The organism is Mycobacterium sp. E740 (assembly GCF_001672895.1).
Classification (GTDB): domain Bacteria; phylum Actinomycetota; class Actinomycetes; order Mycobacteriales; family Mycobacteriaceae; genus Mycobacterium.
The window spans coordinates 1-19,523 of sequence record NZ_LZKP01000091.1 but is presented as its reverse complement, the minus strand read 5'-3'; the positions used below and the strand labels follow the sequence as shown (position 1 = coordinate 19,523).

Below are 19,523 nucleotides of genomic sequence, written 5' to 3'. Positions count from 1 at the left end.
GCCGCCGTCGATGCCCGCACGCGGGCTCAGATCGAAGTCGATCTGGTGCGCACCGCGATCGGCGTGGGACCAAAGCAATTGAAGGACAACGCCGAGCGGATCCTGTTCCTGCTCGATCAGGACGGCCCCGAACCCGACGAGCGCGAGCGTGCGCGGCGTCGCGGCGTGTCCAAGGGGCCCCAGGGACTCGACAAGATGATCCCGGTACGGGGCCTGCTGACTCCCGAAGCGTGGGCGATCTACGAGGCGATCTTCGCGAAGTGGGCCGCGCCGGGCATGTGCAACCCCGACGACGAAAATCCCTGCGTCGCCGGCTCACCGTCACAGGCGCAGATCGACCAAGATCACCGCAGTGTGGCGCAGCGCCAGCATGATGCCCTGGTCGCGGTCGGGCGCAGTGTGCTGGAAAGCGGTGAGTTGGGTCAGCACAACGGGTTGCCGACCTCGATCATCGTGCGCACCACCTTGCAGGACCTCGAGAGCCGCGCCGGTGTCGGCGTCAGCGGTGGCGGCACCGTCGTCCCCATCGCCGATGTCATCCGCATGGCCGCCCACGCCAACCACTATTTGGCGGTGTTCGACAAGGCCACCGGATCAGCGCTGGACTTGTTTCGTGCGCGGCGGGTGGCCTCACCGGCGCAGCGGATCATGCTCATCGCCCGCGACGGCGGTTGCACGAAGCCGGGCTGCACCGTGCCCGCCTACGGATGCCAAGTCCATCACGCGGCCTGCGACTGGGCCCACGACGGACAAACCAACGTCGACGAACTCGGCTTGGCGTGCGGGCCCGACAACCGCATGGTCGGCCCAGGCGGCTGGACCACCAAAATCAACGACGACAACGACGTCGAATGGATACCACCGCCGCAGCTCGACACCGGACAATCCCGCATCAACGAATACCACCGCCCCGAGCGACTCCACCAACCACCCGACGACGAAACCGAAAGCCGGGCAGGACCGACACCCGCCGCCGCATGACAACCCCGCGGCACGACCGCGACCGGTTGCTCAGGTGAGCGGTTCGTTCGACGGATCCAACCCGCTCGACAGGTCTGGATCGAAGCCCGGGCCGTGCGTGAACTCCTGGTGCGCGATCGGTTGGCAGTTGTCGTCGATCGGCGTCTGGTCACCCGAACAATAGGGCACGAGATCCTGCGGATCGGCTGCCGCATGCGGCGCCGCCAGCAGAGCCGCCGCCGTGACCAGCAACGCCGCCAGCATTGTCGTCACGAATCCAACGTAGCAGCGGGTATACGTTCACACTGTGGATCGTTTCGGCCGGGTGAAGCTCACCAACCCGGACAAGGTGCTCTACCCCGCGACGGGCACCACCAAAGCTCAGATGTTCGACTACTACGTCGGCATCGCCGAGGCGATGATCCCGCATATCGCCGGTCGCGCCGTCACCCGCAAGCGGTGGCCCAACGGCGTCGACGAGCCGTCGTTCTTCGAGAAGCAGCTCGCATCGTCGGCGCCGGAGTGGCTCGACCGCGCATCGGTCACCCACCGGTCGGGGACGACGACCTATCCGCTCATTGACACCGCCGAAGGGTTGGCGTGGATCGCGCAGCAGGCCTCGCTCGAAGTGCATGTGCCGCAATGGCGGTTCATCACAACGGATGACGGGCCACCGACTCCGGGTCCCGCAACCCGCATCGTCTTCGACCTCGACCCCGGCGAGGGAGTCACCTTCCGTCAGCTGTGCGAGGTCGCCCACGAGGTAAGAGATCTGATCAGCGACATCGGCCTGACCACCTACCCGCTCACCAGCGGCAGCAAGGGCCTGCACCTCTACGTGCCGCTGGAGGAGCCGATCAGTTCACAGGGCGCATCAGTGCTCGCGCGGCGGGTTGCTCAGCAGCTGGAGAAGACGATGCCCAAGCGCGTCACCGCGACGATGACCAAAAGTCTGCGCGCAGGCAAGGTCTTTCTCGACTGGAGCCAGAACAACGGCGCCAAGACCACGATCGCCCCGTATTCCCTTCGGGGACGCGAACATCCGACCGTCGCGGCTCCGCGGACCTGGGAGGAGATCGGCGACCCCAAGCTGCGGCATCTGCGATTCGACGAGGTGCTCGAGCGCGTCCACGAGATGGGCGACCTGCTGGCGCCGCTCGACGAGGCGGTGCCGGTGCCCGACCGGCTGACCACCTACCGCAGCATGCGCGACGCGGCGAAAACACCGGAACCGGTGCCGAGCAAGCCGCCGACAACCGGGGACAACGACAAGTTCGTCATCCAGGAACACCACGCCCGACGGCTGCATTACGACCTGCGGCTGGAACGTGATGGCGTGCTGGTGAGTTGGGCGGTGCCCAAGAACCTGCCCGACACCCCGTCGGTCAACCACCTTGCCGTGCACACCGAAGACCATCCGCTGGAGTATCTGACCTTTCACGGCGAGATCCCGAAAGGCGAGTACGGCGGCGGCAAGATGATCATCTGGGACACCGGCACCTACGAGGCCGAGAAGTTCAACGACGTGCCGCCCGACAGCACCAAAGAGGGCGGCGAAGTCATCATCAACCTGCGCGGCGCCAAGGTCGACGGTCGGTACGCGCTGATCCAGACCAACGGCAAGAACTGGCTCGCGCACCGGATGAAGGAGCAAAACCGCCCGCACGCAGGCGATCTCGCGCCGATGCTGTCGACCGAGGGGTCAGTGGCCCACCTCAAGGGCCGCCAGTGGGCGTTCGACGGCAAGTTCGACGGCTACCGGGTGATCATCGACGCCGACCACGGCCGGCTCACCGTCCGCTCACGACGCGGCCGCGACGTCACCGGAGAGTTTCCCCAATTCGAGGCGCTGGCAGCCGATCTCGCCGACCACCACGTCATCCTCGACGGCGAAGCGGTCGCGCTCGACGAGTCGAACGTGCCGAGCTTCTCCGAAATGCAGAACCGGGCCCGCTCCACCCGGGTGGAGTTCTGGGCGTTCGACGTCCTGCACCTCGACGGCCGGTCGCTGTTGCGCGCCAAGTACTCCGACCGCCGGCGCATCCTCGAGACGCTCGCCGAGGGGGGCGGGCTGATCATGCAGGAGCTGTTGCCCGGTGACGGGCCCGAGGCGCTCGAACATGCCCGCAAGAAAGGCTGGGAAGGCGTCGTCGCCAAGAAACGTGACTCGACATACCAACCGGGGCGGCGGTCCTCGTCGTGGATCAAGGACAAGCTGTGGAACACCCAGGAAGTCGTGATCGGTGGCTGGCGGGTGGGCGAGGGTGGGCGCTCGAGCGGCATCGGCTCGCTGATGCTCGGCATCCCCGACCCGAAGAATCCAGCCGGCGGTCTGCAGTTCGTCGGGCGCGTCGGTACCGGTTTCACCGACAAGGCGCTCGCCGAACTCAAGAAGACCCTCAAGCCGCTGGAGACAACCGACAGCCCGTTCAACGAAAGGCTTCCGCGAGCCGATGCGAAAGGCGTCACGTTCGTCCGGCCCGAACTCGTCGGCGAGGTGCGCTACAGCGAACGGACGTCTGATGACCGGCTGCGCCAACCGAGTTGGCGAGGGCTGCGCCCGGACAAGGAACCGGCCGACGTCAGCTGGGAGTAGCGGACAGCGCTGCCTGCAGTCCGCGCGTCGCCAGCACATCGGCCAGTTCGTTGTCGGCCACTCCCGAATGCCCTTTGACCCAGAACCATTCGACGCGGTGCCGCGCGCAGGCCAGCTGGAGCCGCTGCCAGAGGTCGACGTTCTTCACCGGCTGCTTGCCCGCGGTCTGCCAGCCGTTGCGCTGCCAGCCGTGCACCCACTTGGTGATGCCGTTGCGGACATAGGTGCTGTCCGTATAGAGCTGCACCGCAACGGGTCTGGTGAGCGCTTCGAGCGCCATGATGGGCGCCGTCAGTTCCATCCGATTGTTGCTTGTCGGACCGGCCTCGCCACCACACATCTCGCGGATGTGCTCACGGTGGCGCAACACCGCCCCCCAGCCGCCTGGGCCCGGGTTGGGTCGGCATCCGCCGTCGGTGTGGATTATCACGGCGTCAGCAGGCGCGAGCATGCGCCGAGGATAGGCGCCGCGTCGAGGCGCCCGGAATGCGACACGCGACGTCAGGTATCGCGCAGCTGGGCGAGCGTGACGGCGCCGCGCCGCAACGCCTCGTTGGCCAACCGGACGCGGCGGTCGCCCTCGGCGGGGATGGCGAACTTGTCGTAGAGGTTCTGCAGGTGCTGCTTGACGGCCGCCTCGGTGACGAACAGCTCGCCGGCCATCCTGCGGACCGATGCGGGTTCGGGAAATGGGTCGTCGGAGACCAACGGGCGGCACAGCACGATCAGCACGTCCAGTTCGCGACGGGTGAGCCGCGGCGGCGCCTCGATCGGTGCGACCGTGACGGTCTCCTCGTCGAGCTTGCCGTTCACGCCGTCTCTGACCTCCCAGAAGATCAGTCGGGACTTGCCGATGCGCAGTTCGTCGCCCGAGCGCAGCACCCGTTCGGCGGAGATCCGCTCGCCGTTGAGATAGGTGCCGTTGCGGCTGCCCAGATCCCTTATCGACCACGCGAATCCGAGGTTCTCGAGCACGGCGTGCAACCGCGAGGCGGTCTCGTCGTGCTCGAGCGGCACCGTGTTGGTCGAGGCCTTGCCGACCGTCACCCGATCACCGTTGAGCGCGACCAGTTCTCGCCCCGAGGGCTTCGAGACTTCCAGGTGCGAAGACATGGGACCTCCTATCGGGGCAATTCTGGCCCAGACAGGAGGTCCCTGGTCGGCGAACGGTCACCGCCGGTAGGCGAACCTCTGGTAGGCGGATTCCAGCACCGGCGGCCAAGGCCAGCCGCTGCGGTCCCGGCCGCGCGGCGCCTTCAGGAAAGCCAGTCCGAGGATCAGGCCGAAGATCAGGTGGCCGATCAAGGTGATCGTGACCGTCGCGACGTTCAGCGGGAACATCACCTCCTCGCCGTGCGGGGCCAGCGCGACCGTCGCCATCAGCCCGGTCCACGTCGGGAACACCGCGAAGACCACCGCGGCCGACACCGCATGGACGTTCTTCCATCGGTCGATGCCCAATGCGAATGCGACGACGAAGAACGCGACGCCCAGGCCGCCGCCGTCACCGATGTAGCGCCACACGTAGCCGACCGCCGCGCTTCCCGCGGTGTCCGGCTCACCGGTGACCCACGACCCCATCGCCGGGATGAAGTCGCCCATCAAGCCCAGGACGTGCACCGCGAACAATCGGGCGCCGTCGTAGACGATGCAGGCCACCATGCCGGCGATCAGGCCGCGGCCGACGATCATGTCGATCCGGTGCGGCGCGAACGTGATGAGCGTGGCCAGCACGGCGCACAGCGCGATGAGGACGATCGAGGTGACGTTCTGGTTCACGAGGTCGAAGACGTCGACCGAGATCCCCAGGATCGGCATCGCCGCCAGCAGCAGCACCAGCGCCAGCCGCGCGATCTCCCATTTGCCGGGCAGCGGCCGCGGTCGCGCGGTTTCGTCCGGAGCGGGCCAGTAGGTTCGGGTTGGTGCAGTGATCGTCATCGCTCTTCCTCGAGGTCGGTGCGCTTCCGGCAGGGACGACACAAATCGTCGTCAGCGCCGCGGTTTTGCGTAATCACCTGAAGAGCCAGACTCTGTGGCGCCGAGGGAAGGGTTTTCTGTCCTCGGGGCAAGGAACTGTTGGAAGTGGCCTTCTTTTCGTTTCGGGAGGCGTTGGCCGGGTACGCTGGTCGCAATGGGGCTGAGCCACCAGCCTCGCCACTGCGTCACCCGATGAGGTGAGCCCCATCAGTAGCGCAACGTTCGAGGCGCGCCGGCTGGAACGCACGCAAGTCGACATCACCGATCCCGCCGACGCCGACGAGTTCCTGGAAGACGCCTACGGCGCCAAGCTGAGGCTGTCCCGCAAGCCGTCGCCCCACCGGGAGGGCTCCCTACTGACCCATGCTCGCGCGACCGTCGGACCGCTGACGCTCGACGAGATCTATGTCGCAGGTCAAGTCGAAGTCCGCCCCGACCCGCTGAATCGGGTGCTCACCGTCTGGCCGCGGGCCGGCCGGGTGTCGGGTGCCTGCGACGGCACGCGGTCCGAGGTGTCGGCCGGCGAAATCGGGATGGTGACCCAACCGCACCTTCCGCACCGGGCGTGGTCGGAAGACGCTAACGCCACGGTGCTCCTGCTCGATCCTGCCGTCGTGTCCGGTGTGGCCACCGGTCTGCCCCGGGGGCAGGCTCCGCTGCCGATTCGCTTCACCAGCTACTCGCCGACGGACGAAAACGCCGCGCAGATGTGGAAGAGCACTGTCCGCTACATCCGGGACACCGTGCTGAGCGACGACGTGCTCGCCACCCCATTGGTCGTCGGACATGTGAGCCGGTTGCTGGCGGCGGTGACGCTCGCGGCCTTCCCGAACACCGGGGCAGCCGGGCCGAGTCCACACGATCGCACCGACCACAAGCCCGTGCTCCTGCGCCGCGCGATGGAGTTCATGGACGCCAACGCCACCAACGACATTGCGCTCGCCGACATCGCCGAAGCCATCCACGTCACGCCGCGGGCAGTGCAGTACATGTTCCGCCATCACCTCGACACCACGCCGCTGCAGTATCTCCGTCGGCTCCGGTTGCACTACGCCCATCAACAACTGTTGGCCGCCGACCGGAACAGCGACACGGTGACCGACATCGCCGCGCGCTGGGGCTTCGCCCACACCGGCCGGTTCGCTGTGCTCTACCGCCAGACCTACGGCCAGAGCCCGCACACGACGCTGCGCGCATAGTCGACAACGTGGCGTGCGGACACGCGGCGGGGCGTAAATTTGCTCTGTAGACCCGAACATCGGCCCGGAGCGATCTATGAGTGACGACGACACGCCCGAGCCCATCGCGCGCGGCGAGTTGGCCCGCGCCCGGGCGGCTGAGCTTCGTCAGCGGCAGAGCGAGTTGGCTCGGGGAGTTCCCGCGACCCCGGAGTCGGTGGCGCGCGCGCAGCGGCGTGCCTCGGAGGCGTTGGAGCGCGCCCGCCGCGCTCACCACGGTGCCGCAGAACGCCACGACGATGCCAAGCGGGCTCACCTGCGGGCGGCGGCTGCCCACGAGCAGGCCGCGATACGCGCGGACGACCGGGACGTCGAACCCCATCAGGACGCCGCCGAACGCCACCGCGAGGCCGCCCGGCACCACGAACAGGCGGCACTGGACGAAGAGGCGCTCGAGGCCGAGGACACCCGCGGCTAGTTCAGCACCTCCATAAGCAGCAGCGCGCCGTTGACGGTCTCCTCAGCCGAGCGAAACCCGGTGCAGGTGATCCGCACGCGTGCCTGTCTGCCCCGACGGGTGACGGCATCCAGCGTCGCCTCCGTGGTGATGCCCGGATCGACGAACGCCTGGCCGATCAGCGGCTTGACCTCCTCGGTGGGCAACCCGATGTCCAGAGCGGTCAGCGCCCCGCCGACGGTCTCGTCGGCCCGCAGTCCCCAGAGTTCCTCGCAGCCACGGTTCCAGAGCACCACGCGCATCTCCCGGTCCACCACGACCATGCCGAACTGGATCGAGTTGACCAGCGAATCGAGGAACCGCCGCACCTCGTCCAGCTCGAGACTGCGTTCGCGTAGCGCATCGTTGATCGTGTGCAGTTCGTCGTTGGTGGACTGCAGCTCCTCGTTCATCGTCTCGAGTTCTTCGTTGGTGGACTGCAACTCCTCGTTGGTGGTTTCGAGTTCCTCGACCGTCGACTGCAGTTCTTCGTTGGTGGTCTCGAGTTCTTCGTTGGTCGACTGCAGTTCCTCGTAGGCCGTCTCGAGCTGACGGTTCGTCTGCACCACCTTGTCCAACAGCGCGCGCGTCGCGGTCACGTCGAAAAAGACGATCGACACACCCCGTAACCCTCTGTCGGTGTCGACCAGCGGGTTGACATGGATCTCGAACCACACCGCGTCCGTACCGGGGCGCTGCCACTGCACGTCCTGGATGCGGGCCGACCGCCGTTCGACCTTGGCCTGCTCCAGGTAGGCGCGCAGCTCGACGGGTCGATACGACACCTCGAGGTCACGAAGAAGGCGGCCGATGTCGCGGGCCGACAACCCGAACAGGGACTCGGCCTGTTGGTTGATCATCGCGACGGTGTCGTCGCTGGTGACGACGATCTGCGCGACGGGCCCGGCGCGGAAGGCCAGTTCACCGATCGGATCGAGCCCGGTCAGATCACCTTGCCGCTCGATGACGGGTTCTGCATTGTCGAACCTCTCCGCACCGTCGGATGGTCCGGCCACCTTGCGGAAGATGCGGTGTTTGAGGTTGATTGGCGCGAATCGGTCGCTGTGACTCAGCAGCATCTCGGCATGTCCGAGGAAAAGGGTCCCTTGCGGCGCGAGCGCGAAGTACAAGCGGCTCAACACGTTCCGCTGCGTCTCGGCGTTGAGGTACATCAGCGTGTTCCGGCAGACCAGGAGGTCGACCCGGGAGATGGGGGCGTCCTTGACCAAGTCGTTGCGGCCGAAGATGACCGCCCTGCGCAGATCCTTGCGGAACGCGTACCGGCCGTTGACCTGGTCGAAATAGGTCCGCAAGAACTCCGCCGGTACCGACTCGACGGCTTTCTCGTCGTACGACGCCATCCGGGCCTCGGTCAGCGCGTCCTCGTCGACATCGGTCGCATAGATCTTGACCCGCTGCCGGAACGCATCCGCGCCGAGGGCCTCGGCCAGGACCATCGCGAGCGTGTAAGCCTCCTGACCGGAGGCACATCCGGCGCTCCACACCCGGATCGGGTCGTTGGGCGCGCGCTCGGCCAGCAGGGCGGGTACGACGTCCTCGCGCAGGTAGTCCCACGCGGGCGGGTCCCGGAAGAACGCGGTGACGTTGATCAGAATCGTGTTGAACAGCGCGTTGAACTCGTCCGAGCTGGCCTGCAGATAGTCGAGGTATTGCTCGTACGACTCGAAACCAGCCTGACCCATCCGGTGCTGCACACGCCGCATCAGCGACGCGCGCTTATAGCCGGTGAAGTCGAATCCGCGGGAGTCGCGCATGTAGCGCAGCAGCGCTTCGAACGCTTCTTCTGTCTGTTGGCTCACTTCGGTGTCCGTTCGTTCGCGTTCGCTGCACGTCGAACATACTCATTGAAGCGCGTTCTCCGGGCCGATGACCGCCCACACCGTCTTGCCGTCCGTGTTCGGCGCATTACCCCACGTCCGGCACAGGGCGGCGACGATCTGCAGGCCCGACGGTGCCCGGCTGCGCGCGGACTCCTCGCGCAGCGCCGCAGGCTGCCTGCTGGCATCGGTCACGGCGACGGTCACGGCCGCGTTGTAGGACTCGATCCGCAACCCCGGTCGGCTGTCGGTGTGCTGCAGTACGTTCTCGACGAGCGTGGTGGCCACAACTTTGGCCGTCGGGATCAGCTCGGTCTGGCACCACGCGGTCAACCACTCCACGATGAGCTCCCGTGCGCGCTGCAGGCTTGCCGCAGTCCTCGGCAGTTGGGCGCGGGCGCGGCGACGGACTTTCGGTGGATGGGCCTCGGCCAATGCCTCCATCGCGGCAGGCATGCTGTCGTAGGAGGGCACATAGCGGGTGATGCCGTTGCGGGTGAGCGCCTTTCGGACGGCTTCGACTTCGCACACCAGCAGGATGGGTACTTCAGGCCAGCGGCCGACGTGCCAACGGGCGCTGGTGAACACCGCCAGCGCAGATTCGGCGGGCACCTCGAGGTCACTGATGTCGACGATGACGGCCCGCGGTTGGTCGAGGGCCGCCTTGATGATCGTGTCGCGCAAACCACGGTATGACCGGCTGTCCAGCACACCGCGCGGTCGCAGCGTCACGACATTGCCCAGTGGCTCTGCGAGCACCGTCAACGGGCTGGGTTCAGCGGTCACCGAACTCTCCGGGCGGTGCGCTGGACAACTGCTCGCCGAGGACGAGCGCCGCGCGGTCGGCCTCCTCGGCGGTCTGGAGGTAGCGCTGACGCACCGAGCCGGCCCCGACGGTGTCCGCCAGCTTGCGGGACAGCTTGGCCTTTTCGCGCAGGCTGCGCAACGCCACCCAGAGCGCCCCCTCGACCTCCTCGTCGCGGGCCTTCAACAAGGCATCGGCCGTCCATGCATGCCCCACGCGGCAGCGGTAGCTGGTTGTGCTCACCTCTAGCAGGGAGCCGTTGCAATCCGGGCAGATGTAGCCCGAATGCTCACCCAACTCCTCCGAGTCGAAAGCGGTCGAGAACTTGCGTCCCATCGCGATGCGGTTCTCCAGTTCCATGGTTTTGTCAGGTTCCATTTCCCGAACCTCGATCTCTCGTTCGAGCAACTTTGTCAGGACGGTGCCGATGTCACTTGCCGCGGCTTGGTGATCGGCGGCTCCCGCTTGAATTGCGTTGAGCGGCATGGCCGCAAACAGCGCATCACTCGGTGTCTGAACGACGGTGGCCCCACCGCGCGACCGGATGTCAGCGGCGCCCAGCACGCCGTCGTCCAGCACGCCGGAGAGCAGTACGCCGAGGGCGTGCGGGCCGTAACTCAATGCGACAGAACGGAACAGCGCGTTGATCGCGGGCCGATGGCCGTTCTCCGTGGGGCCTTCCGACAAGATCACATGGTCGTCGGCAACCAGCAGATGGCGGTCGGGTGCGCAGACGTAGATGTGGCCGGGTTCCATCGCGGCGCCGTCGGTGGCGGTGTGGGCCGGCAGCGGTCCGCTGCGGTCGAGGATCTTGGCCAGGACACTCGGCGCACTCGGCGGCATGTGCAGGACGATGAGCACGGCGTAGGGCAGGTCGGGCGGCAGGCCGGCGACGAACTGGGTCAACGCCTCCACGCCGCCGGCGGATGCGCCGACCGCCACGACGCCTGGCAGGGTCTCGCGAGGCCCTGACCCTGTGCTTGCCATTGCACACCGGTTACCCGTACCCCGGAACAGGTAACCCCTTTCCACCTCCCGACGTTACGCCTGGTGGGCCGGGCCGGCTCAGAGCTTGGCGATGACCTTCTCGGCGAATTTCTCCAAGTGGCGGATCTTCTTGCCGAGCGGTTCGGTGTCCTGACCCATGATGTAGGGAACGCGGAACCCGACGATGACATCGGTGACGCCCTTGTCTTCGAGCCGTTTGATGCCGTCGAGCGAATAGGCGTCGGCGGAGATCACGTGGATCTCGAACGGCCCGTTGCCGCCCTCCTCCTCGCGGAACTGCTTGAGCCGCTTGAGAAGTCGATCCAGTTCCGCCGCGTCACCGCCACCATGCATCCAGCCGTCGTTGCGAGCCGCCCGCCTGAGCGCGGCGTCGGCGTGGCCCCCGACGAGGATCGGGATCGGCTTGGTGGGCGCCGGTGTCATCTTCGTCTTGGGGATGTCGTAGAACTCGCCGTGGAACTCGAAATACTCGCCGGTGGTCAGCCCTTTGATGATCGCGATGCACTCGTCCATCCGCCGACCGCGCTTGGCGAACGGCACGTCCATCAGCTCGTAGTCCTCGGGCCACGGGCTCGTGCCGACGCCCAGCCCGAGGCGATTGCCGAAGAAGGCGGCCAGCGATCCGGCCTGTTTGGCCACCAGCGCCGGCGGCCGGATGGGCAGCTTGAGCACGAAGAAGTTGAACCGCAGCGTCGTGGTGACCGCGCTCAGCGCACCCGCGAGTACGAACGCCTCGACGAACGCCTTACCGTCCAGGAATTCGCGGCTCCCGTCGGGTGTGTACGGATACTTCGAGTCCGACTCGAGTGGATAGGCGACGCTGTCGGCGATCGTCATCGCGTGGTAGCCGGCGCCCTCCGCCGCCTGAGCGAGCGGCAGGTAGAACGTCGGGTCGGTCATCGCTTCGGCGTAGGTGAACCGCACGCCGCAATAATAGGTTTAGCGATTGGCACGTAGGGAACTTGAACGCCGTGAGTGCGGCCAAGGCGTTATACAAACCCCTGTCCATTGCGAGCAGCATCGCCGGTGGTCTGCTGGCCGGCAAGATCTTCACGGAGGTCTGGCAACGGGTCAGCTCATCGGATCAGGAACCGCCGGAACCGCAGGACCTGTCGCGCTCGACGCGCGAGGCCTTCGTCGCAGCTGCGGTGCACGGGTTGATCGTCGGGCTGATCCGAGCCGCGCTGGCCCGCGCGCAGGCTAAGGGCTTTCAGGCGCTGACCGACGAAGACCCGCGTTAGCCGCTCACTCGTCGGCGTCGGACAGGTACGGGGGAGTGCCGACGCCCGCCACGCTGTGCGTGCCCCAGGGTGTCACCTCGGTCAACTGGCCCTCAGCCGTGCGATCGCCGATCGAGATGTGCACGGTCTGTGGCATGCGGAAATCCGGTGCGAGATCGAAAACCATTCCGCGCCAGTGATATCGGCCGTCGATCGGATCGAGGTGACCGGTCAACCGCACCCGCACGCCGTGGTCTACCTCGCGCACCCGCAGCGCGGCGGGCCCGTCGTAGATCGCGCTCATCCCGGCAGGAATCCGCTTCGCCGCCACATGCGTCGCGCAATCGGACCCATCAGGTCGACTTCCTCGAAGAACGCGGCCAGCGGCGCGAACCCCGCGACCTTGGCATCTTGGTGGTGCTTGTTCTCCAATGCCATCCGCCGGGCAGCACGGGCGTCCAGACCCATGCGCCGGTACGGCACCGGGATGGCCAGCAGGTAGCGGTAGAACGGCCCGCCGACACCGTGCAGGTTGCTCATCACGAACCGCTGGAAGAAGCGCATGTGCGGCCTGGTCCGGCGCAGCCCGTCGCGCGCGTACTGGATGTGGCGCGCCTCCTCGGTCACGTGAATGCGCATGAGCCGCTTGACGATCGGCTGCAGATCCGGGTCCTCCAGAATCTGCCGCTGCAGTGCGTCGAAGATCTCCTCGCCGACCAGCGCGGCGCCCCACAGGATCGGGCCGCGGAACAGCAGCGGCAGCGAGTTGATGGTGAACCGCTGCCACCGACGGGGCTGCACCGGTTCCGCGCCGAGCCGTTCGATCACCTTGCCGAACATGACCATGTGCCGTGTCTCGTCACCGAGTTCGGTCAACGAGTAGTGCGTCGACGCCGCCCTCACGTCCCTGTGCATCAGGTCCCGCAGCAGCGCCTGATTCAGGATGTTCTCGAACCAGATGCCCGCCGAGAGAATGTTCACCAACTCCTGCCGGGACAGTTCGATCTGCTGCTCGCGCGACATCTCGTCCCAGATCGGCGTGCCGTAGAGGGTCACCATCTGCGGTGGCAGGAAGAACTTGTCCGGGTCCAGCGGGGCGTCCCAGTCGATGTCGACCGCGGGCGCAAACGACTTCTTGGCCGAGCCTTTCAGCAGGCGCTCTGCAATGTTCTCGCGCGTCGGACGGGATGCACTGACCGGCGTACTCATAGATAGGAAGGTAAGTACGCATCAGACACATGTCAATACCCGCGGTACTGCATACTTGCGGTAACGACGGCGTTTGACTCCGGCGGCTCGGGGTATCGATTGGTATGCGAGTTGACGAGGCCGACAACACGACTCGGCCCCCTGACCCGGACGATCCCCGCAAACCCGAGTCCCCGACGGACCTCACGCGGCCGTCGCTGCGCTACGCGATGCGCAAGGCGGTGCGGGAGTTCCAGCAGGACGAGTGCACCGACCTCGCCGCCGCGTTGACGTATTACGCGGTGCTGTCGGCGTTTCCGGCGCTGGTGGTCATGGTGTCGCTGCTCGGCGTCTTCGGCCAGGGCCGGCGCACGGTCGATGCGCTGCTCGAGATCGCCGCCGGCGTCGCGCCCGCGTCCGCGCTCGACACGCTGCGGCCCACCGTCGAGCAACTCGTCAACTCACCCTCGGCCGGAATCGCCCTGGCGATGGGCATTCTCGGCGCGCTGTGGTCGGCTTCGGGCTATGTCGGCGCGTTCGGCCGGGCCATGAACCGCATCTACGAGGTCGAAGAAGGGCGCCCGGTCTGGAAGCTGCGTCCGGTGCAGTTGCTGCTGACGCTGGCCGGTCTGGTGTTGGCCGGCGCGGTGATGCTGATGCTGGCGATCAGCGGTCCGATCGCGCAGTCGGTCGGCGACGTGATCGGGCTGGGCGACGCCACGGTCGCCGTATGGAACGTCGCCAAGTGGCCGCTGATCCTGCTGTTCGTGGTGGCGGCGGTCGCGATCCTGTACTACGTCACCCCCAACGTCGAACAGCCGAGGTTCCGCTGGATCAGCGGCGGCGCAGCGCTCGCGATCGTGGTGTGGATCATCGCGTCCCTGGGGTTCGGCATCTACGTCTCGCACTTCGGCAGCTACAACAAGACCTACGGCGCGTTGGCCGGTGTCATCGTGTTCCTGCTGTGGCTGTGGATCACCAACCTCGCGTTGCTGTTCGGCGCCGAAGTGGACGCCGAACTCGAACGCAGCCGACAGCTCCAGGCCGGCCTGCCCGCCGAGGAAGAGCTGCAGCTGCCCCCCAAGGACACCCGCAACCTGCTCAAGGAAGCGGCCGCGGACAAGAAGGACGAGAAGCTCGCCCGGCGGCTGCGCTTTTCGCGTGGCCGCAAGCGCTGAAGGCATACTGCGGGCGTGACCCGTCGAATTCACGTCATCGGCATCGGCGCGGGCGATCCCGATCAGGTGACGGCGCAAGCAGTGGCCGCGCTCAACGACACGCAGGTGTTCTTCGCGATGGACAAAGGCGACACCAAGGACGATCTGGTGGCGTTGCGCCGACACATCTGCCGGCGGTTCATCCGCGAGCCCGGATACCGGTTCGTCGAACTACCCGATCCGCCGCGCGCCCGCGAAGGCGACTACCGCCATGCCGTCGCGGACTGGCATGCCGCCCGTGCGCGGGTGTGGGCCGACGCCATCGAGAGAGAGCTCGCGCCCGACGGCGTCGGCGCGTTTCTGGCGTGGGGTGACCCGTCGTTGTATGACAGCACGCTGCGCATCCTCGACACCGTCGCCCGCCACGTCGACATCGACTACGACGTGATCCCCGGCGTCACCGCGATCCAGACGCTGACCGCGCGGCATCGCATCCCACTCAACGACGTCGGCGAGCCGGTGCTGATCACCACCGGGCGACAGTTGCGCGAGCATGGGCTGTCGGGGAGCGCGGTGGTGATGCTCGACGGCGACTGCTCGTTTCTGTCCTGCCCGCCCGCCACCCGGATCTGGTGGGGCGCTTACCTCGGCACGCCGGACGAGTTGCTGATGTCGGGCACGGTCGGGGACGTCGGCGCGCAGATCGCGCAATTGCGTGCCGACGCCAGGGCGCGCCACGGGTGGATCATGGACACCTACCTCCTGCGTCCGGGGGTTCGACGCGGCTAACTGGTTGATTGCCCGCACATACTGCATGGAATCAACCAGTCAACTCGGCCGTCGCGTACCGGAACCTCGTGGCGGCTGCGTGGCACACTGACCGCGTGGGCTTCCTGCTTCGTGCCGCGCTGACCGGTGTCGCGCTGTGGGTGGTGACGCAGATCGTGTCCGGCATCAGGTTCGTCGGCGGCGATTCGGCGCTGCAGGAAGTCGGGATCGTCTTCGTCGTCGCGGTGATCTTCGGTCTGGTCAACGCGTTCATCAAGCCGATCGTGCAGCTCCTGTCGATCCCGCTCTACATCGTCACGCTGGGCCTGTTCCACGTCGTGGTCAACGCGCTGATGTTGTGGATCACGTCGCGGATCACCGAGCACACCACACACTGGGGCCTGGTCATCGACCACTTCTGGTGGACCGCGATCTGGGCGGCGATCGTGCTGTCGGTCGTGAGCTGGCTGCTGTCGCTGGTGACCGGCGGCCTCGGCCGACGGGGTTGACCGGCACACTGGAACCATGCCCGAACTGCCCGAGGTCGAAGCGCTCGCCGATCATCTGCGTCGCCATGCGGTCGGGCTACCGGTGGGCCGCGTCGACGTGTCGGCGTTCTCGGTGCTCAAGACGTTCGACCCCCCGGTGTCGGCCCTGCACGGCCAGACCGTCACCGATGCCAACCGCTGGGGCAAGTACCTCGGCCTGCAGGCCGGCGACCTGCACCTGATCACGCACCTGTCGCGGGCGGGCTGGTTGCGGTGGTCGGACAAGCTGGCGCCTGCGCCGTTGAAGCCGGGCAAGGGTCCGATCGCCTTGCGGGTCCATCTGGGCACGCCGGGAGAGGCTCCGGGCTTCGACCTCACCGAGGCCGGCACCCAGAAGCGGCTCGCCGTGTGGCTCGTCGATGACCCGGGCAAGGTGCCCGGCATCGCCACCCTGGGCCCCGACGCACTCTCGCTCGGCCCCGACGACCTTGCCGCGGCGCTAGCGGGCAACAGCGGCCGGATCAAGACAGTGCTCACCGACCAGAAGGTGATCGCCGGCATCGGCAACGCCTACAGCGACGAGATCCTGCACGTCGCGCGAATCTCCCCGTTCGCGACGGCGGCCAAGCTGACCGATGCGCAGCTTTCGGCGCTGCACGACGCGATGATCGGCGTGCTCACCGACGCGGTGACGCGCTCGGTCGGTCAGCAGGCCGCAACGCTCAAGGGCGAGAAGCGCTCCGGGCTTCGGGTGCACGCGCGGACGGGTCTGCCGTGCCCGATCTGCGGGGACACCGTGCGAGAGGTGTCGTTCGCGGACAAGTCTTTTCAGTACTGCCCGACATGCCAGACCGGCGGCAAGGTGCTCGCCGATCGTCGAATGTCGCGCCTGCTCAAGTAGGCCGGCAGTAGGACCGGGTGGCCGACTTCAGCGCCTGCTGATAGAGCACGTCGAGTCGGCGCGCGGCCACCACCGCTGCCGTCGCGTCCGACAGGTCCTGTGCGCACCCCTGGCTGTGCAGCAAATTCCAGTGCAGCGCAATCTCTTCGACGAGCACCCTGTTGAAGCCGTCGATCTGCGAACGCGACGCGGCCAGATCGGGCGCCGCGGCGGGCGCGGTGGCCCGGTCGAATTCCCACTGTGCGAACCGGGTGTACTCGACGCCTTCGGTGGCGTCGATCTGGTCGGTGAAGACGTCGCGCACGTACTGCGGATCGATTCCCCTGCCGGTCGCGTCGGCGGCCACCGAGTCGAGCACCTGGTCGGCGCGGGCCTTGTCGGTGATCGACCCGCCATTGACCCACTTGGCCGCCGCCACCGGGTCGGCGATGGCCAACCGCTGCGCCGCGGTGTCCACCAGCCGGTAGAAGGGCAAGACGGGCTGGGCCTGCGCCACCGGCGCTGACATCGCGAAGACCAACGCCAGCAGGAGTGCGACCGCGCGCAGAGAAGCCATGCGACCATCTTGGCCTCCGTCGCGCTCACCTACGCTGTCGGGGTGACTCGGCAGAAGATCCTGATCACCGGCGCGAGCTCCGGCCTGGGCGCCGGCATGGCGCGCGCCTTCGCCGCCAAGCGGCGTGACCTCGCGTTGTGCGCGCGCCGGACGGACCGTCTCGACGAGCTCAAGGCCGAGCTGTGCGAGCGTCATCCCGGTATCACGGTCGCCGTCGCCGCGCTCGACGTCAACGACCACGACCAGGTGCCGAAGGTGTTCGCCGAACTGGCCGACGAGCTCGGTGGCATCGACCGCATCATCGTCAACGCGGGCGTCGGGAAAGGCGCCGCGCTGGGGTCGGGGAAGCTGTGGGCGAACAAAGCCACCATCGAGACCAATCTCGTTGCGGCGCTTGTGCAGATCGAGACCGCGCTTGAGATGTTCAAGCAGGCGGGCGGCGGCCACCTGGTCCTGGTGTCCTCGGTACTCAGCAACAAGGGCGTACCAGGTGTGAAAGCCGCGTACGCGGCGAGCAAGGCCGGCGTGTCGTCGCTCGGTGAATCGCTGCGCGCGGAGTACGCGAGCGGCCCCATCGCGGTGACCGTCCTCGAACCCGGTTACATCGAGTCCGAGATGACAGCGAAGGCCGGCTCGACGATGTTGATGGTGGACAACGAAACCGGTGTGCGGGCGATGGTGGACGCGATCGAACGCGAGCGGGGCCGCGCGACGGTGCCGTGGTGGCCGTGGGCGACGTTGGTTCCGGTCATGCGGATGCTGCCGCCGCGGCTGACGAAGCTCTTCGCGTAGCGCGCCGTGTAGGAAGCGGCGCGACGGGGTAGACCGCAGCGCTAGTCCCTATTGGAGGTTTCGATGAAGGTGCTTGTGACCGGGGGAACCGGTTTCGTCGGTGCGTGGACGGCCAAGGCCGTCGCCGATGCGGGCCATCAGGTGCGGTTTCTGGTCCGCGATCCGGCGCGGCTGGCGACCAGCGCGGCAAAGATCGGCGTCGACACCGGCGACTACGCCGTGGGCGACATCGCCGACGCCGACGCGACGGCTGTGGCCATGGACGGCTGCGACGCTGTCATTCATTCCGCTGCAATGGTTTCCACCGATCCGCGGCAGGCCGACAAGATGTTGCGGACCAACCTCGACGGCGCCCGCAATGTGCTCGGGGCCGCTGCTGAGCGCGGCCTCGATCCGATCGTCCACGTGTCGAGTTTCACCGCGTTGTTCCGTCCCGGGCTCGACGTGCTGCGCGCCGACCTCCCCGTCGTCGGGGGCAGCGACGGCTACGGCAAGTCCAAGGCCGAGGTGGAGAAGTACGCACGCGGCCTGCAGGATGCGGGCGCGCCGGTCAGCATCACGTATCCGGGCATGGTGCTCGGCCCGCCCGCCGGCAACCAGTTCGGGGAAGCGGCCGAAGGTGTTCAGGCGGCAGTTCAGATGCGCGGGGTGCCGGGGCGCGGCGGCGGCTGGGTCGTCGTCGACGTTCGCGACCTGGCCGCGCTGCACGCGGCACTGCTCGAGCCCGGAAAGGGACCGCGCCGATACATGGCCGGCGGCAAGCGAGTCGGCATCGCGGAGCTGGCGTCGATGATCGGACAGGCGGCAGACCAGACGCTTCGGGTGTATCCGCTGCCAGACGTGTTGCTGCGCAACATCGGAAGAGTCGCCGACGTGGTCGGGCCTTATCTGCCGTTCGACTCCCCGGTGACCAGCGCGGCGATGCAGTACTACACGCAGATGCCGTCGTCGGACGACTCGCCGAGCGAGACCGAACTCGGCATCAGCTACCGCGACCCGCAGGAGACGCTGGCGGACACCGTTTCCGGTTTGCGGCGGGTCGGCAGGCTGTGACAGCAGATTGGTTCGCAGGTTTAAGCAATTTGGCGTCGTGGTAGCCGTTACGACATGAACGTGACACTGACGAAGATGAAGCCCCTGTTGTTCGCCGGCGCTGCGGCCGCTGCGATCGCCGCTGCGCCCATCGCCGGTGCCCAGCCGCCATGTCTGAACGCCGACGGCACGCCGTGCGCCGGTGTCGGCAGCGTCAACGCCGGTCCCGGCGGTGGTGCGAACGTCAACGTCCCCAACGGCCCGCAGGGCACCGCCGATGGTGGCGGCGCCCAGGGCGTGATCCCGAACGGCCCCGGCGGCTCGGCCGGTCCCGGGGGCGCCAGCGGTTCGTTGGGCCCGAACGGTCCCGGCGGTACGGCCGGTCCCGGTGGCGCGAGCGGATGCCTGCCCAATGTCGGCTGTCTCAACATCCCGGCCGGCTAATCTCAGCTATCCAGCATCAATGCGGCGCACGTCTTTCGGTAGCGTGCGCCGCATTGTTGTCTGCGGGTCAGACGGAGCGGCAGTCAGGCGGAGCGGCCGCGCTCGCTGCGATACCGGCG

Annotated in this window: 23 protein-coding genes and 1 pseudogene; 13 read left to right on the top strand and 11 right to left on the bottom strand. The window is 67.2% G+C overall.

Features of this window, described 5'->3' with window-relative positions; all coding sequences use genetic code 11:
- A partial coding sequence (locus A5663_RS08795) for an HNH endonuclease signature motif containing protein (protein WP_068146858.1) occupies nucleotides 1-981 on the top strand: 981 nt, incomplete at its 5' end.
- A gap of 30 nt (nucleotides 982-1,011) precedes the next feature.
- Here A5663_RS08795 and A5663_RS08790 read toward each other — a convergent pair.
- Nucleotides 1,012-1,224 carry a hypothetical protein gene (locus A5663_RS08790; protein ID WP_197503345.1) on the bottom strand — a complete coding sequence of 71 codons (213 nt, stop codon included), beginning with the start codon at nucleotides 1,222-1,224 and terminating at the stop codon, nucleotides 1,012-1,014.
- Nucleotides 1,225-1,267: 43 nt separating this feature from the next.
- Here A5663_RS08790 and A5663_RS08785 point away from each other — a divergent pair, with 43 nt between their 5' ends.
- Entirely contained in the window at nucleotides 1,268-3,556 is a 2,289-nt protein-coding gene (locus A5663_RS08785; protein ID WP_068146855.1) for an ATP-dependent DNA ligase, read from the top strand.
- Here the strand turns inward: A5663_RS08785 and rnhA are convergent.
- The 3 genes from rnhA to A5663_RS08770 are packed head-to-tail and all read right to left on the bottom strand — an operon-like array spanning nucleotide 3,543 to nucleotide 5,494.
- Nucleotides 3,543-4,007, bottom strand: a complete 465-nt coding sequence (gene rnhA, locus A5663_RS08780) for a ribonuclease HI (protein WP_068146852.1) — start codon at nucleotides 4,005-4,007, stop codon at nucleotides 3,543-3,545. The genes A5663_RS08785 and rnhA overlap by 14 nt on opposite strands.
- A gap of 50 nt (nucleotides 4,008-4,057) precedes the next feature.
- Nucleotides 4,058-4,669: an FHA domain-containing protein gene (locus A5663_RS08775; RefSeq protein ID WP_068146849.1), complete on the bottom strand. Its 612-nt coding sequence runs from the start codon at nucleotides 4,667-4,669 to the stop codon at nucleotides 4,058-4,060.
- 57 nt (nucleotides 4,670-4,726) lie between these two features.
- Complete coding sequence (locus A5663_RS08770; protein ID WP_068146847.1) at nucleotides 4,727-5,494, bottom strand: hypothetical protein; 768 nt, start codon at nucleotides 5,492-5,494, stop codon at nucleotides 4,727-4,729.
- A gap of 236 nt (nucleotides 5,495-5,730) precedes the next feature.
- Between A5663_RS08770 and A5663_RS08765 the strand changes: the two genes are divergently transcribed.
- Together A5663_RS08765 and A5663_RS23310 are read left to right on the top strand one after the other, a co-directional pair.
- Nucleotides 5,731-6,732, top strand: coding sequence for an AraC family transcriptional regulator (locus tag A5663_RS08765; RefSeq protein ID WP_068146844.1), 1,002 nt, complete (start codon nucleotides 5,731-5,733; stop codon nucleotides 6,730-6,732).
- Between the two features lie 76 nt (nucleotides 6,733-6,808).
- Nucleotides 6,809-7,189 (top strand): hypothetical protein, encoded by a 381-nt coding sequence (locus A5663_RS23310; RefSeq protein WP_068146842.1) that lies wholly within the window; start codon nucleotides 6,809-6,811, stop codon nucleotides 7,187-7,189.
- Here A5663_RS23310 and A5663_RS08755 read toward each other — a convergent pair.
- From A5663_RS08755 to A5663_RS08740, 4 genes are all read right to left on the bottom strand, one after another.
- Nucleotides 7,186-9,027: a CheR family methyltransferase gene (locus A5663_RS08755; protein WP_156744394.1), complete on the bottom strand. Its 1,842-nt coding sequence runs from the start codon at nucleotides 9,025-9,027 to the stop codon at nucleotides 7,186-7,188. The two genes, A5663_RS23310 and A5663_RS08755, sit on opposite strands and share 4 nt — an antisense overlap.
- A gap of 42 nt (nucleotides 9,028-9,069) precedes the next feature.
- Entirely contained in the window at nucleotides 9,070-9,831 is a 762-nt protein-coding gene (locus A5663_RS08750) for an STAS domain-containing protein (protein WP_231976731.1), read from the bottom strand.
- Complete coding sequence (locus A5663_RS08745) at nucleotides 9,821-10,837, bottom strand: chemotaxis protein CheB (RefSeq protein ID WP_068146839.1); 1,017 nt, start codon at nucleotides 10,835-10,837, stop codon at nucleotides 9,821-9,823. Before A5663_RS08745 ends, A5663_RS08750 begins: the two co-directional genes overlap by 11 nt.
- Before the next feature lie 78 nt (nucleotides 10,838-10,915).
- On the bottom strand, nucleotides 10,916-11,782 hold the full coding sequence (locus A5663_RS08740) for an LLM class flavin-dependent oxidoreductase (protein WP_068146834.1): 867 nt from the start codon (nucleotides 11,780-11,782) through the stop codon (nucleotides 10,916-10,918).
- Between the two features lie 47 nt (nucleotides 11,783-11,829).
- On the opposite strand from A5663_RS08740, the gene A5663_RS08735 reads away from it, so the two are divergent.
- Entirely contained in the window at nucleotides 11,830-12,099 is a 270-nt protein-coding gene (locus A5663_RS08735) for a DUF4235 domain-containing protein (protein WP_068146831.1), read from the top strand.
- A 4-nt stretch (nucleotides 12,100-12,103) separates the two neighbouring features.
- Here A5663_RS08735 and A5663_RS23780 read toward each other — a convergent pair whose 3' ends face one another.
- Both A5663_RS23780 and A5663_RS08725 read right to left on the bottom strand, forming a co-directional pair.
- Nucleotides 12,104-12,382 carry a DUF4873 domain-containing protein gene (locus A5663_RS23780; RefSeq protein WP_197503342.1) on the bottom strand — a complete coding sequence of 93 codons (279 nt, stop codon included), beginning with the start codon at nucleotides 12,380-12,382 and terminating at the stop codon, nucleotides 12,104-12,106.
- On the bottom strand, nucleotides 12,379-13,287 hold the full coding sequence (locus A5663_RS08725) for a diiron oxygenase (protein ID WP_068146825.1): 909 nt from the start codon (nucleotides 13,285-13,287) through the stop codon (nucleotides 12,379-12,381). The genes A5663_RS23780 and A5663_RS08725 overlap by 4 nt, the downstream gene beginning before the upstream one ends.
- Nucleotides 13,288-13,391: 104 nt before the next feature.
- Between A5663_RS08725 and A5663_RS08720 the strand changes: the two genes are divergently transcribed.
- From A5663_RS08720 to A5663_RS23505, 5 genes and pseudogenes are all read left to right on the top strand, one after another.
- Nucleotides 13,392-14,444, top strand: a complete 1,053-nt coding sequence (locus tag A5663_RS08720) for a YihY/virulence factor BrkB family protein (RefSeq protein WP_068146823.1) — start codon at nucleotides 13,392-13,394, stop codon at nucleotides 14,442-14,444.
- A gap of 15 nt (nucleotides 14,445-14,459) precedes the next feature.
- On the top strand, nucleotides 14,460-15,212 hold the full coding sequence (gene cobF / locus A5663_RS08715; protein WP_068146820.1) for a precorrin-6A synthase (deacetylating): 753 nt from the start codon (nucleotides 14,460-14,462) through the stop codon (nucleotides 15,210-15,212).
- 95 nt (nucleotides 15,213-15,307) lie between these two features.
- Entirely contained in the window at nucleotides 15,308-15,700 is a 393-nt protein-coding gene (locus A5663_RS08710; protein ID WP_068146817.1) for a phage holin family protein, read from the top strand.
- Nucleotides 15,701-15,716: 16 nt separating this feature from the next.
- Nucleotides 15,717-15,962: pseudogene (locus tag A5663_RS23510) on the top strand (DNA-formamidopyrimidine glycosylase family protein); the annotation flags it as partial.
- A 150-nt stretch (nucleotides 15,963-16,112) separates the two neighbouring features.
- Entirely contained in the window at nucleotides 16,113-16,580 is a 468-nt protein-coding gene (locus A5663_RS23505; protein ID WP_231976732.1) for a zinc finger domain-containing protein, read from the top strand.
- On the opposite strand, the gene A5663_RS08700 is transcribed toward A5663_RS23505, so the two are convergent.
- Nucleotides 16,573-17,136 (bottom strand): chorismate mutase, encoded by a 564-nt coding sequence (locus tag A5663_RS08700; protein ID WP_068146812.1) that lies wholly within the window; start codon nucleotides 17,134-17,136, stop codon nucleotides 16,573-16,575. The two genes, A5663_RS23505 and A5663_RS08700, sit on opposite strands and share 8 nt — an antisense overlap.
- Before the next feature lie 42 nt (nucleotides 17,137-17,178).
- Here A5663_RS08700 and A5663_RS08695 point away from each other — a divergent pair, with 42 nt between their 5' ends.
- From A5663_RS08695 to A5663_RS08685, 3 genes are all read left to right on the top strand, one after another.
- Nucleotides 17,179-17,928, top strand: coding sequence for an SDR family oxidoreductase (locus A5663_RS08695; protein WP_068146860.1), 750 nt, complete (start codon nucleotides 17,179-17,181; stop codon nucleotides 17,926-17,928).
- Nucleotides 17,929-17,991: 63 nt separating this feature from the next.
- Nucleotides 17,992-18,981, top strand: a complete 990-nt coding sequence (locus tag A5663_RS08690) for an NAD-dependent epimerase/dehydratase family protein (RefSeq protein WP_068146808.1) — start codon at nucleotides 17,992-17,994, stop codon at nucleotides 18,979-18,981.
- 54 nt (nucleotides 18,982-19,035) lie between these two features.
- Nucleotides 19,036-19,404: a hypothetical protein gene (locus A5663_RS08685; protein WP_068146803.1), complete on the top strand. Its 369-nt coding sequence runs from the start codon at nucleotides 19,036-19,038 to the stop codon at nucleotides 19,402-19,404.
- Nucleotides 19,405-19,523: the final 119 nt, after the last annotated feature.